Origin of the sequence: Variovorax sp. ZS18.2.2, from assembly GCF_024701975.1 — a bacterium.
Taxonomy (GTDB): Bacteria; Pseudomonadota; Gammaproteobacteria; order Burkholderiales; family Burkholderiaceae_C; genus Variovorax.
In genome coordinates, this window is record NZ_JANLNM010000001.1 from 701,335 (window position 1) to 714,451 (window position 13,117).

The 13,117-nt window shown below is 69.5% G+C and carries 12 protein-coding genes; 6 read left to right on the top strand and 6 right to left on the bottom strand.

Annotated elements, in window-relative coordinates:
- Nucleotides 1-78: 78 nt before the first annotated feature.
- Entirely contained in the window at nucleotides 79-1,380 is a 1,302-nt protein-coding gene (locus tag NU688_RS03425) for a UDP-N-acetylglucosamine 1-carboxyvinyltransferase (protein ID WP_257859135.1), read from the top strand.
- A gap of 124 nt (nucleotides 1,381-1,504) precedes the next feature.
- Here NU688_RS03425 and NU688_RS03430 read toward each other — a convergent pair whose 3' ends face one another.
- The 3 genes from NU688_RS03430 to NU688_RS03440 are packed head-to-tail and all read right to left on the bottom strand — an operon-like array spanning nucleotide 1,505 to nucleotide 4,139.
- Nucleotides 1,505-2,416 carry a DMT family transporter gene (locus tag NU688_RS03430; RefSeq protein ID WP_257859136.1) on the bottom strand — a complete coding sequence of 304 codons (912 nt, stop codon included), beginning with the start codon at nucleotides 2,414-2,416 and terminating at the stop codon, nucleotides 1,505-1,507.
- A 53-nt stretch (nucleotides 2,417-2,469) separates the two neighbouring features.
- On the bottom strand, nucleotides 2,470-3,150 hold the full coding sequence (locus tag NU688_RS03435; protein ID WP_257859137.1) for an AraC family transcriptional regulator: 681 nt from the start codon (nucleotides 3,148-3,150) through the stop codon (nucleotides 2,470-2,472).
- Between the two features lie 17 nt (nucleotides 3,151-3,167).
- Complete coding sequence (locus NU688_RS03440) at nucleotides 3,168-4,139, bottom strand: hypothetical protein (RefSeq protein WP_257859138.1); 972 nt, start codon at nucleotides 4,137-4,139, stop codon at nucleotides 3,168-3,170.
- Between the two features lie 107 nt (nucleotides 4,140-4,246).
- On the opposite strand from NU688_RS03440, the gene NU688_RS03445 reads away from it, so the two are divergent.
- The 5 genes from NU688_RS03445 (at nucleotide 4,247) to NU688_RS03465 (ending at nucleotide 9,066) form a co-directional block, all read left to right on the top strand.
- Nucleotides 4,247-5,302, top strand: coding sequence for a nitronate monooxygenase family protein (locus tag NU688_RS03445; RefSeq protein WP_257859139.1), 1,056 nt, complete (start codon nucleotides 4,247-4,249; stop codon nucleotides 5,300-5,302).
- 12 nt (nucleotides 5,303-5,314) lie between these two features.
- Nucleotides 5,315-5,983: an alpha/beta hydrolase gene (locus NU688_RS03450; RefSeq protein WP_257859140.1), complete on the top strand. Its 669-nt coding sequence runs from the start codon at nucleotides 5,315-5,317 to the stop codon at nucleotides 5,981-5,983.
- Between the two features lie 126 nt (nucleotides 5,984-6,109).
- On the top strand, nucleotides 6,110-7,021 hold the full coding sequence (locus NU688_RS03455; RefSeq protein ID WP_257859141.1) for a DUF3014 domain-containing protein: 912 nt from the start codon (nucleotides 6,110-6,112) through the stop codon (nucleotides 7,019-7,021).
- A 105-nt stretch (nucleotides 7,022-7,126) separates the two neighbouring features.
- A complete protein-coding gene (locus NU688_RS03460; protein ID WP_257859142.1) occupies nucleotides 7,127-7,375 on the top strand; it encodes a hypothetical protein in 249 nt (82 codons plus the stop codon).
- Nucleotides 7,376-7,473: 98 nt separating this feature from the next.
- Nucleotides 7,474-9,066, top strand: a complete 1,593-nt coding sequence (locus NU688_RS03465) for a CocE/NonD family hydrolase (protein WP_257859143.1) — start codon at nucleotides 7,474-7,476, stop codon at nucleotides 9,064-9,066.
- Here NU688_RS03465 and NU688_RS03470 read toward each other — a convergent pair.
- From NU688_RS03470 to gcvH, 3 genes are read right to left on the bottom strand one after another with little or no spacing between them, the layout of a single operon-like run.
- Nucleotides 9,009-9,740: a Crp/Fnr family transcriptional regulator gene (locus NU688_RS03470; RefSeq protein ID WP_257859144.1), complete on the bottom strand. Its 732-nt coding sequence runs from the start codon at nucleotides 9,738-9,740 to the stop codon at nucleotides 9,009-9,011. The two genes, NU688_RS03465 and NU688_RS03470, sit on opposite strands and share 58 nt — an antisense overlap.
- A gap of 16 nt (nucleotides 9,741-9,756) precedes the next feature.
- On the bottom strand, nucleotides 9,757-12,663 hold the full coding sequence (gene gcvP, locus NU688_RS03475; protein WP_257859145.1) for an aminomethyl-transferring glycine dehydrogenase: 2,907 nt from the start codon (nucleotides 12,661-12,663) through the stop codon (nucleotides 9,757-9,759).
- Nucleotides 12,664-12,711: 48 nt separating this feature from the next.
- On the bottom strand, nucleotides 12,712-13,083 hold the full coding sequence (gcvH, locus tag NU688_RS03480) for a glycine cleavage system protein GcvH (protein ID WP_093433797.1): 372 nt from the start codon (nucleotides 13,081-13,083) through the stop codon (nucleotides 12,712-12,714).
- Between the last annotated feature and the right edge of the window lie 34 nt (nucleotides 13,084-13,117).

Consider the following 13,117-nt stretch of genomic DNA (forward strand, 5'->3'; position numbering starts at 1 on the left):
GTAAAGTCCCGGCACCCGGTCGCGGATGTCCCGCGACTTCTCTCCTCGACTCCCTCGTTTCCGTTTCCCCGCACCTCCATGTCCAACCTCATCGTGCACGGCGGCACGCCGCTTCGCGGCCGCATCACCCCCTCCGCCAACAAGAACGCCGTGCTGCCGGTGCTCTGCGCCACCTTGCTCACCAACGAGCCGCTGCGATTGCTCGGCGTGCCCGACATCACCGACGTGCGCAAGATCCTGGACATCTTCCGCACCCTCGGCAGCGACGTGCAGATGGACCACGCGAGCGGCACGCTCGAGCTGCACCACCGCGAAACCGCGTTCGACGCCGCGCGGCATCGCCTGCCCGAAGAGATGCGCTCGTCGATCATGCTGGTGCCGCCTCTGCTCGCGCGCTTCGGCGTGGCGCGGCTCGAAGACAACGTCAAGGGCTGCACGCTGGGCGTGCGCGAGATCGATCCGCACGTCGAGGTGTTCCAGCGCTTCGGCGGCAAGGTGGAGCGCACCGAGGGCTCGCTGCTCGTCCACAGTGACGGGCGCCTGACGCCCACCGACCACTGGCTCGACTACGCCTCGGTCACGACCACCGAGAACTTCGTGCTGTGCGCGGCTGCGGCGGACGGCACCTCGACGCTCACCAATGCCGCCTCGGAGCCGCATGTGCAGGAGTTCTGCCGCTTCATGGCGATGATCGGCGTGCGCATCGAGGGCATCGGCACCTCGCGCGTGACGGTGCACGGCGGCGGCGCGCTCACGGGCGGCGAGTTCCGCTTCGACGAAGACTTCCACGAGATCACGACCTTTCTGGCGCTCGGCGCGATCACCGACGGCGACGTGATCGTGCGCAACACCGCGCCCGCCAACTTTCCGCTGATCGACCGCACCTTCGCGAAATTCGGTGTGCGCATCGAGCACGCGGACGGCTGGTCACGCGCCATCCGCACCGGTCCGCTGAAGGTGCAGACGCCGTTCACGAGCAACGTGCTCACCAAGGTGGAGGCGGCGCCGTGGCCTTACTTTCCGGTGGACCTGCTGCCCATCTTCATTGCGCTGGGCGTGCGCGCGCAGGGCAACGCGATGTTCTGGAACAAGGTGTACGACGGCGCGCTGGGCTGGACCGGCGAGCTCTCCAAGTTCGGCGCGCATGTGTTCTCGTCGGACCCGCACCGGCTCATCACCTTCGGCGGCAATCCGCTGACGCCGGCGGTGGTCGAAAGCCCGTACATCATCCGCGTGGCGATCGCGCTCTTCATGGTGGCGGCGAGCATCGAAGGGCGCTCGGAAATCCGCAACGCGACGCCGATCCGCCGCGCGCATCCGCACTTCGTGGAGAACCTGCGCAGCCTGGGCGTGCAGGTGGAGTGGACGAGCGAGGAGTGAGGTGACGCGCAAGGCGCGGGGCGGGTAGCGTCCGACACCACGGCGCATCGGCGCGTACTGCGCGGAGCGCATCGTCGAATTCGTGCGGCGGAGCCGGCCAGCCTAGCGCTCGGTGCCGGCCTCGTCACCGGGCGCCGCGCCGGCCGTTGCGCGCTTCGGTCCACACGACGATCACCAGTCCCGAGAGCACCATCGCCAGCCCGGCAAAGGCCGCCGGGGCCGGGCGTTCATGCACCACGAGCAGGGCCAGCGCGAACGCGGTCACGGGCTCCGCCAGCGCCAGCGTGACGCCCGAGGCGCCGGAGATGTGCCGCAGCGCATGGCTGAAGAGCAGGTACGAGACGCCCGTCGAGACCAGTCCCAGGTACGCCACGATGGCCCATCCCGACGGCGTGGCCGAGAAGGGGCCCGAGACGAGGAGCGCCACCGGTATCGCCGCGGTGGAAGCCACGCCGAAAACCCAGAGCGTGACCGTCGCGGGCGGCGAGTGGCGCACGAGGCGCTGGCTCACCAGCGTGTAGACCGCATAGCAAAAGCCGGACGCCAGGCACAGTGCGAGCCCCGTCGGGTCAGCCCGCAGGCCATCGCCGCTGGCCGGCATCACCATCAGGCACCCGCCGCCGATGGCGAGCAGCGTGCCCACCCACCACACCGGCGCGGGCGGCCTGCGCGAGACCAGCGATTGCAGCAGCCCCGCCCACGCCGGCCCGCTGCCCACCGCCACCGCGGTGCCGATGGCGATGCCCGTGGCCTTGACGCCCGCGAAGAAGCTCAGGTTGTAGCCTGCCATGCACAGGCCCGCGAGCAGCACCCATCGCCATGCGGTGGCAGGCAACGCCAGCGTCGAGCGGTCGCCGCCGCGCCGGCGCCATGCGATGAAGGCCGCGAAGAACAGCGTGGCGATCGCCATGCGCAAGGTGCCGACCCAATAGGGCGAGGTGTGCGCGGGCATGAAGCTCTGCGCGGTTCCGGTGGTGCCCCACAGGGCGGCTGCGGCCAGCACCATGCAGGCGCCGACGATGGATGCGTTCTTCATGCCCGGATGCTCGGGCGGACCGGGGCTCCCGAATGTCGAGAGACTCTCGACCTTCAGGGCGATGCAGATGTGCCGCGCAGTTGCCTCGCCCCCAACTGGCGTTCGCGCCGCAGCGCAAAGCCCAGTGCGCTCGCCGAGCGGTAGCCCACGCGCAGCGCGGTCGCCTCCAGCGGCATGCCGCCGCGCAGCCAGCGCTCCGCCGCATCGAGGCGCCGCGCGCGCAGGTAGGCCTGCGGGGAGAGGCCGGTCAGCTCGAGCAGCCGCGCGTGAAAGCGCTGCGGGCTCAGGAAGAAGAGCGCGGCCATGCGCGCGGTGTCCCATGGCGCGTGCAGCGCGCGGCCGAGGGCATCGTCCAGGCGGGCGAGGTCGATGCTGCGGCGCGCGAGGATCGAGGGCGCCTCGAGCACCTTCGCCAGCTGCCGCACGGCATTCGATGCGTCGATGCCGTTGCGGCAGGCGGCCGTGACCGCGAAGCGCCGCAGGCGGTCCACGCCGGTGTCGTCGGGCGTGTCGATGACCACCATGCGCACGCCGCGCGGCGACATGAAGGTGTGGGCCACGCCGGCCGGAATGATCATTCCGCACGAGCTGTCGGTGAAGGCGGCGCGCCCGCCGATCTCCAGCTCCATACGGCCGTCCAGCGCATACATGATCTGCGCGTGGTCATGGTCGTGGCCGAGGTACTCGCCGCTGTAGTGGCGGATGCTGCAATGAGGGGCGGAGGCGGGCGTCATGGCGGGCTTTCCGTTCATCAGAGCGAAGGCACCGGGTTGCGCCCCTCGCGCAATTCGTAGCGGCCCTTGCGCTCGACGTACACGAGCGTGGTGCTGACCTTGCGCACCTGCGGCTTCCCCGTGCCGCCGGTCCGTTGGCCGCTGAAGACGATGCGCAACTCGTCCTTGCCGTCGCCCTCGGCGCTGTGCGCGAAGACCGGCCGGCCGCCGATGTCGAAGCAGGCGCTGCGCGGCGGCTCTTCCGACCGCTCGCCCTTGAGCAGCTTCTCGCAGGCTTCGTCGGAGCCTTCGTTGTTGGCCGACAGCGGAATGCCCTTGACCATCGCGCGCACCCTGTCGGTCTCCAGCGCATAGACCGACAGCCACTGGGCGCACATGCCTTGCCAGCAGCTGCCGTTGCTGAGCGTCATCACGAGCTGGCCGGTCGAGAGGCGCTCCACCTTGGTCTCGCCGAGGTTGCCCATGAAGCCCTGGTAATCGACCGCGTCGTTGCGGCCCGCGAGCTTCCAGCCGTCGGCGCCTTGCTCGAAGAAGTAGGCGCCGAGCCAGGCGCCATCGGGGTGGCCGTTCATCGGGTTGCCCTGCTCGGTGAGGGGCACGGCCTCGGTCAGCATGACGGCGTGCCGGTCGTCCAGCCGCACCACCTCGCGCGCCGTGATCTGCGCCTCGCGTTCGGCGTCGTTGCCTGCAATCTGCTTGCCCTGGTCGTCGAGCTTGGGCAGGCGGACCATGCCGGGCGTGTCCTCCGCGGCCTGGGGGCCGTGGGAGTCGGGGAACACCAGCGCCATCAGTTCGGCGCGCTTGAGCGTGGCGGCGACGGTGGGGCGGGGCGCGCGAGCGGGGGATGCGGGCGATGCAGCGCGGGCCGGGGAGGCTGCCGGGTCGACCGTGACTTCCTTCTGCGGACAGCCGCCGAGCACCAGGAGCCCGGCGATGGCAACAGCGCGCCGCAGCGGCTTCGATGAGGCGGGCAAGGTCGGGCGTGGCATGCGCGCGATTGTGCCAAGCCGCGCCGCGATGACCCCGCAGCCGCAGCGCCCTCCGCCAAGGCGGGAGAATGGCCCGCGTACCGACTCCCAAGCACAGGAACCTCCGAATGACCACGCTGCAGCAGCTTCTGGGCACCGAACTTCCCCTCATCCAGGCGCCGATGGCCGGCATCCAGGTCGGCGCGATGGCCATCGCGGTGAGCAACGCGGGCGGGCTGGGCTCGCTGCCGTGCGCCATGCTGAGTCCCGAGGCCCTGCGCAACGAGCTGGCCGCCATTCGCGCGGGCACCGACAAGCCCTTCAACGTCAACTTCTTCTGCCACACGCCGCCCGTGCCGCGCCCCGAGCGCGAGGCCACCTGGCGCGCCGCGCTCGCGCCGTACTACGCCGAATACGGCATCGATGCGGCGAGCATCCCGACCGGCCCGGGCCGCAACCCCTTCAGCGCCGAGGTGGCCGACCTGCTGGCCGAGTTCAAGCCGCCGGTGGTGAGCTTTCATTTCGGGCTGCCGCCCGCCGAGCTGCTGGCGCGGGTGCATGGCTGGGGCGCGAAGGTGCTGGCCTCGGCCACCACGGTCGAAGAGGCCGTGTGGCTCGAAGCGCATGGCGCCGATGCGGTCATCGCGCAGGGGCTCGAAGCGGGCGGGCATCGCGGCCACTTTCTTTCGCACGATCTCACCAAGCAGCTCGGCACCTTCGCGCTGCTGCCGCAACTGGTGCGCGCGGTGAAGCTGCCAGTGATCGCGGCCGGCGGCATCGCCGATGCGGATGGTGTGGCCGCGGCCATGGCGCTGGGCGCCGCGGGCGTGCAGGTCGGCACCGCCTACATGCTGACGCCCGAGGCCACGACGAGCGCGATCCACCGCGCGGCGCTCAAGAGCGAAGCCGCCCGCCACACCGCGCTCACCAATCTCTTCACCGGCCGACCGGCGCGCGGCATCGTCAATCGCGTGATGCGCGAGCTGGGGCCCATCGGCGCGGCTGCGCCCGAATTTCCGCTCGCCACTTCGGGCATCGCGCCGCTGCGCGCCAAGGCCGAGGCGCAGGGCAGCGGCGACTTCACGCCGCTGTGGTCGGGGCAGAACGCCACCGGCTGCCGCGAGGTGTCGTCGGCCGAAGTGACGCGCGCGCTGGCCCAAGGTTTTCTTCAAGCATCCCGCTGATTCATTGCATTCATGACCCAACTCCACCTGCCCCTCAAGTTTCTCGAACACAGCGCACAGGCCAATGTGCGCGAGCCCTGGCTGCTGGTGCTGATGCACGGCGTCGGCAGCAACGAGCAGGACCTGTTCGGTCTCGCGCGGATGATGCCGCCGCAGTTCCACGTGCTGAGCCTGCGCGCGCCGTACGTGCTGTCGCCCGATGCCTATGCGTGGTTCGAGTTCGAGGTGCTGCCCAACGGCGAGCGCCGCATCGACGAAGAGCAGGAGCGCGAGAGCCGCTTCCTCGTCGGCGAGATGATCGATTCGGCCGCGCAGCAACTGGGCGTGCCGCCCGAGCGCATCGTGGTGGGCGGCTTCAGCCAGGGCGGGATCATGGCGCTGTCGCTGCTGCTCACGCAGCCCGCGAAGCTGCGCGCCGCGATGGTGTGGCACAGCCGGCTGCTCGCGCAGGTGGTGCCGCACATCGCATTGCCCGAGGCCTTCGAGGGCAAGGCGCTGTGGGTGAGCCATGGCAGCGCCGACAACGTGATTCCGCCGGCCGCCGCAGCGGCCACGCGCGAGCTGGCGCGCACGTTGCCGCTGGCGTTGTCGGGCCTCGACTTTCCGGGCGCGCACGAGATCCGGCCGGCCGAGCTGCAGGGCTCGATCGCGTGGCTGCAGTCGCTCAGCGCGCCGGCCTGAACCTTCGCTGAATCTTCTCGCGGCGTCACAAGGCGTTACGAGCTTGTGGCGTGACGCGGTGCCGATTGATGCAACATCGACCGGTCTCCCGCATCACACAGCCTTCAGCAAAAGGAAAGTGCCGCCATGACCGACAACGACTCCCCCGGCTCCAGGGACGACGCCCCCGAATTCAGACCCCGCCGCGAAACGCCGATCGGCATGATCGTCGCCATCGGCCTCGTGGTGCTGGTGGCCGCGTTCTTCGGCTGGCGCTGGTACCAGCAACAGCAGAAGCCGCCCGAGCCCGTGCCGGTGGCCACCGCGCCGAACGACGGCCCCGCGCCGGCACCTGCAGCCGAGCCCACCGGCCCGCAGAACCCCGTCGATGCGCTCGCGCCGCCCGATGCCGCCTTGCCGGCGCTCGCGGAATCCGATTCGCGCGTGATGAAGGCGCTGGCCGAACTCATCGGCGGCAAGAGTGCTTCGGAACATCTGCGCGCCGATGGCATCGTGCGGCGCTTCGTGGCCACGGTCGACAACCTCGCGCGTGAGCAGGCGCCCGCCAGCGCATGGCCGGTGCAGCCCACGGGGCAGCGCTTCATCACCGACGGGCCGCAGGGCGGCACGCAGACCATCGCGGCGAACAATGCGGCGCGCTACAACGGCATGGTGCTGCTCGCCGAGACGGTCGATCCGGCCAAGGCGGCGACGGTGTACGCCAGGCTCTATCCGCTGTTCCAGAAGGCGTATGAAGAGCTGGGCTTTCCGGGGCGCTACTTCAACGACCGGCTCATCGCGGTGATCGACCACCTGCTGCAGGCGCCCGAGCCCAGCGGCCCGGTGCAGGTGCGGCTGGTCGAGGTGAAGGGCGACGTGCCCTCCACGCGGCCGTGGGTGCGCTACGAGTACGTCGATCCGAAGCTGGAGGCGATGTCCTCGGGCCAGAAGATCATGGTGCGCATGGGGCCGGAGAACGAGCGCAAGGTGAAGGCCAGTCTGCGCGGTTTCCGCCAGCAGATCGCCACGGGCGAGCTGGCGAAGAAGAAGCAGCCCTGAACGCCGGTTGATCGGGTCTGATCCGGCGCGCCGTGTAGGCGGGGGCCGATTGCGCGGGGCGCCGGGGCCGGGGACCATGTGTTCTCAAACTACGAGGACAAGCATATGAACCCGATGAGCGTCGACCTCTACCAGAGTGCCACCAATCCGGAGAAATTCCTCGCGTTGCCCACGGGCGTCGACCCCACGGAACTCATGGGCCCGATGACCTTCGACCGCGACTACGCGCAGGTCAAGCGCTACCAGGAGGCGTTCGAATTCAACCCGTCCGAAAGCTACGCGGGCGTCAACGCCGCGAAGATCGCGGCGGACATCCTGACGGTGAGGTGGGCGACCTATCGCCGTGATGCCTGACGGGAAGGGCGCGGCCATTGTTCCTGCGGGGACACCGGCCCGATGCCTTCGTTCCTAGAGTCGCGTGCTTCGAGACAAGACACGCAACGAGGGAATCCATGAAGGCAATCATTCGAGCCGCGACGCTGTGCGCGGCGGCATTGTTTGGCGTAGCACTCTCTGCGCAGGCGGCAACGGTTCAGCAGCTTTCGGTGCAGTCGGCGGTGGCCGATCCGCTGGCGCAAGGCACCGCCGGCACCAAGGTCGCGTTCACGCTCTTCCTGCCCGACCGGCCACCCGAAGGCGGCTACCCGCTGGTGTTGCATGCGAGCGGCTTCGGCCTCGGGCGCCTGCAGGCCATGCCGCCACGCGACACCGACCCGGCGGCCAGCTACTGGTCACGGCTCGATCGCCTGGTGCCCACGCTGGTGGAGCGCGGCTATGCGGTCATCAGCTTCGATCACCGGGGCCATGGCGACAGCGGCGGCGCGAGCCGCATCATGGATCCCGAGGCCGAGATCGCCGACATCCGCAGCCTCGTCGACTGGGCCGAGCGCGAACTGCCGCTGCGCAAGGGCGCCGATGGCCGTGCGCGCATCGGCACCATCGGCGGCTCCTATGGCGGCGGCTACCAGATGCAGCTCGCAGCGCGCGAGCCGCGCATCACCACCGCCGTTCCATCGATGACCTGGTACGACCTGCAGCACGCGCTTGCGCCGCAAGGCGTGCTGAAGCAGGGCTTCGTGCAGTTCGAATGCTTCATGGCGCAGCGCGGCAAGGTGCGCGACGGCGGCCTGCTGCGCCCGCTGTGCGACACCGCGCCCAAGCCGGGTGCATGGGCGTGGAACGACATGGGCACCGACGCGCCGCGCCTGCGCGATGCCTACCAGGCCCACGGCCCCTCGGGCGCAAGCTGGGCCGGGCAGCCGGTGCGGCGGGTCGATGCGCTGGTCGTGCAGGCCAGCGAAGACGTGCTGTTCGACATGGGCGAGGGCCTGCGCAACTGGCGCTATCTGAAATCCGGTGGTGGCGACGTGCGGCTCGTGGTGCTGCGCTCGGGCCATGTGAATCCGCGCGCCGGGCAGCGCGACAAGCCGGCGCGCTGCGGCGACGTCGATGCGATGGTGGCCATGGCGGCGTGGCTCGATGCCAAGCTGCGGGATGTGGATGCAGGGCTCGCGTCGGTGCCGCGCGTGTGCATCGCGCTGGACGACGGCACCGCCTACACGGGCACGGCGCCTGTCGCGGCGCAGGTTGGCGCAGCGCTTCCACTGACCGACGTGCCCGCGACGATGGCGGGCCCGAGGTTCGTTCCGTTGTCCGTCGATGCGCTCGCGCGCCAGGGCGCGGGCGCCGTGCTGGCCGGCGTGCCCGAGGCCGAGCTCGACGTGCAGGGCAAGGCCGGCCCCGGCGTGGCGCTGGTCGGCCTTGCGCTGCGGCGGCGCGGCGGCGAGGTGGTGCTGTTGTCCGACCAGGTGGTGCCGGTGCCGACGGGCCGACAGCGCATCGCGCTCGGTGGCGTGGCCGCGCGCATGCAGCCGGGCGATGAACTGGGCGTGGCGCTGTTCGCGACGCATCCACAGTACGTGTGGGCGCCCGCGCCCACAGCGGGCGCTCTGGGTACACCGGTGGCCGGCATCGTCGCCGGCAACGCCTATGCGGTCTCTGGCCGCGTGTGGCTGCCGCTCGCCACCGATGCGCTGCCGCAGTAGCTGCGCAGCGCATCGAGCCGCGTGAGCGTGACGACCTGGTAGCCGAGTTCGACGAGCCCTTCGGATTCGAGCTGCCGCAGGGCCGCGTTCAGGCGCGAGCGCGACATGTTGCAGTAGCTCGCCAGTTCGGCCTGTGACACGCGCAGCTCCAGCGAGCGCGGTGGAAAGGCCGAGGGGCTGAACAGCAGGGCCAGGGTCTGCGCCACCTTGGCGAGGGGCTCCAGCGTGCGGTCCGACAGCGTGACGGCCATCGACTGCGTGAGCCGTTCGCTCATCAGCCGCAGCACGAAGCGGTTGAACGCGGGGTTGGTGTCGAGCAGGTGAAAGAACGCGGCCTTGGGCAACTTGATGACCACCGCTTCGGACAGCGTCACCGCGTCGCAGAAGCGCGGCGTGTCCTGCAGCAGCTCGACCTCGCCGACCCAGCTGAAGGCCTGGCCCATGAAGGTCACGGCCTTGCCCGAGGCCGAGGTGGTGCACAGCTTCATGCTGCCGCGCCCCATGCCCACCCAATGCTCGGCGGGATCGCCGCGATGCCAGATGGCCTGGCCCGCGGCGAGTTCGACAAAACGCAGATGCGGCAGCAGTGCCGCGCCTTCGTCGTCGCTCAGCGTGTGGGCCCACACGCAGCCGCGCCAGCGCGACTTGAGCGAGGCGACCTCGTCCGCGTTCATGCGCGTCTCAGTCGTCTCAGGCCTCTTCGGTTTCCTTGTAGTCGCCCACCGGCACGCAGCTGCAGAACAGGTTGCGGTCGCCGTACACGTTGTCCACGCGGCCGATCGGCGGCCAGTACTTCGCGAGCTTGAGTTCGGCCAGCGGGAACGCGCCGAGTTCGCGCGAGTACGGGTGCGCCCATTCGGTGCCCAGCAGGCTGGCCGCGGTGTGCGGTGCGTGCTTGAGCGGGTTGTCTTCCTTGGGCCACACGCCTTCTTCGATGCGGCGGATCTCGCCGCGGATCGCGATCATCGCGTCGATGAAGCGGTCGAGCTCGGCCAGCGGTTCGCTCTCGGTGGGCTCCACCATCAGCGTGCCGGGCACGGGGAAGCTCAGCGTGGGGGCGTGGAAGCCGTAGTCGATGAGGCGCTTGGCCACGTCTTCCGCGGTGACGCCGCTCGTGTCCTTCAACGGGCGCAGGTCCAGGATGCACTCGTGCGCAACGTGGCCGTTGGGGCTCGCGTACAGCGTGGGGTAGTGGTCCTTCAGGCGTGCGCTGATGTAGTTGGCGCTGAGGATCGCTGTCTCGGTCGCGGCCTGCAGGCCCTTGGCGCCCATCATGCGGCAGTACATCCAGCTGATCGGCAGCACGGCCGCGTTGCCCAGCGGCGCTGCGGAAACAGCACCGACGCCGTTCGATGCGACGCCGGCCGTCGCATGGCCCGGCAGGTACGGCACGAGGTCTTCGACCACACAGACCGGGCCCACGCCCGGGCCGCCGCCGCCGTGCGGAATGCAGAAGGTCTTGTGCAGGTTCAGGTGGCTCACGTCGCCGCCGAACTCACCCGGCGCGGCCACGCCGACCAGTGCGTTCATGTTGGCACCATCCACGTACACGCGACCGCCGTGTTCGTGCACGAGCTCGCAGAGTTCCTTCACGCGCGTCTCGAACACGCCGTGCGTGCTGGGGTAGGTGATCATCACCGCGGCCAGCTTGTCGCTGTGCTTCTCGCAGGCGCGCTTGAGGTCGTCCATGTCGACGTTGCCCTGCGCGTCGCAGGCCGTCACCACCACCTGCAGGCCCACCATCTGGGCGCTCGCGGGGTTGGTGCCGTGGGCAGACGAGGGAATCAGGCAGATGTTGCGGTGACCCTGGCCCTTGGCTTCATGGAAGGACTTGATGGCAAGGAGGCCCGCGTACTCGCCCTGCGAGCCCGCGTTGGGCTGCAGGCTGATGCCCGCGTAGCCGGTCGCTTCGCAGAGCCACGCGCGCAGTTGCGCGTCGAGCTGCGCATAGCCCAGCTGCTGCTCGGCGGGCGCGAAGGGGTGGATGTTCGCGAATTCGGGCCAGGTGATCGGGATCATCTCGCTGGTCGCGTTGAGCTTCATCGTGCAGCTGCCCAGTGGGATCATGCTGCGGTCGAGCGCGAGGTCCTTGTCCGAGAGGCTGCGGATGTAGCGCAGCATCGCCGTCTCGCTCTTGTGGGTGTTGAACACCGGGTGCGTGAGGAAGGCGCTGGTGCGGCGCAGGTCTTCGGGCAGGCGCGGCGCGGTGTTGGCGAGGTCGTCGAAGCGCGGCACTGCGGTACCGGCCGGCACGAACAGGGCCCAGAGAGTTTCGACGTCGGCGCGCGTGCTGGTCTCGTCGAGCGAGATGCCCAGGTGCTGCTGCAGCCGCTGGCGCAGATTGACGCCGGCAGCATAGGCGCGCTCGATGATCTTCGGCGTGTCGTCGCCGGTGCGGATCGTGAGTGAATCGAAGGCGAATGCGTTGACCGGCTCGCGGCCCATCTGCGTGAGGCCCTGCGCGAGGATGGCGGTGAGTGCCGCCACGCGCTGTGCAATGCGCGTCAAGCCATCGGGCCCGTGGTACACGGCGTACATGCTGGCGACGACGGCCGGCAGCACCTGCGCGGTACAGATGTTGGAGGTGGCCTTCTCGCGGCGGATGTGCTGCTCGCGCGTCTGCAGCGCAAGGCGGTAGGCGGGCTGGCCGTGCGAGTCGACGCTCACGCCGACCAGGCGGCCCGGCAGCGAGCGCTTGAACGAATCGCGGCAGGCCAGGTACGCGGCGTGCGGGCCGCCGTTGCACAGCGGCATGCCGAAGCGCTGCGTGGTGCCGCAGACGATGTCGGCATCCCATTCGCCGGGGGGCGCAAGCAGCGTCAGCGCCAGCAGGTCCGCAGCCACGCAGAAGGCGGCATCGCATTGATGGGCGTGGCCCGCGAGTGGGCGCAGATCATGAACATGGCCGGTGGTGGCGGGGTACTGCGCGAGCACGCCGAAGAATTCGCCGCTCACCATCAGGTGCGGCAGCGTCTCGGAGGCGGTGCTCACCTTGACCTCGATGCCCAGCGGCGCGGCGCGCGTCTTGATGACCTCGATGGTCTGCGGATGGCAGTCGCCCGAGACGATGAACACGTTGCTCTTGCTCTTCACGCTGCGCTTGGCGAGCGTCATCGCCTCGGCCGCGGCCGTGGCTTCGTCGAGCATCGAGGCGTTGGCGATGGCCATGCCCGTGAGGTCGCACACCATCGTCTGGAAGTTGAGCAGGGCCTCCATGCGGCCCTGCGAAATCTCGGCCTGGTAGGGCGTGTAGGCGGTGTACCAGGCGGGGTTCTCCAGCACGTTGCGCAAGATGACGCCCGGCGTGTGCGTGCCGTAGTAGCCCTGGCCGATGAAGCTCTTGAACACCTTGTTCTTCGACGCCATCGCCTTCAACTCGGCCAGCGCCTCGGCCTCGGTCACCGGGGCCGGCAGGCGCATCGGCTTCGCGCGGCGGATGGCCGCGGGCACGATGCCGTCGATGAGCTCCGCCCGCGTTTCCGAGCCGATCACCGGCAGCATGCGCGCCTCGTCCGCCGCATCGATGCCGATGTGGCGGGCGAGGAATTCTTCGGCGTTCTCTAGGGCTTGCAAAGAGGGAAGGGCGGGAATCGGCATGGCGGTGAAGGCTCGAGGAGAAGAAGGAAAGGCGGGGAACGCGGTGGATCAGGATTCGGCGGCGAACTTGTCGTAGGTGGCAGCGTCGAGGAGGGCGTCGAGCTGCGCGGGCTCGCTCAGCTTGACCTTGAAGAACCAACCAGTGGCCAGCGGGTCGGTGTTGGCGAGCGACGGGTCGGCGCGCAGCGCTTCGTTCACTTCGGTGATCTCGCCCGAGACGGGCATGAACACGTCGGCCGCGGCCTTCACCGATTCGACGACGCCGGCGACTTCGCCCTGCGCGAAGGTCTTGCCGACTTCCGGCAGGTCGACGAACACGACGTCGCCCAGTGCGTCCTGTGCATGCACGGTGATGCCGACGGTGGCGGCGCCGCCTTCGGCCGAGACCCACTCGTGGTCCTTGGTGTACTTGATGCTCATGGGAAAACTCCTCGTGGAAAAAATTGAATAGAGA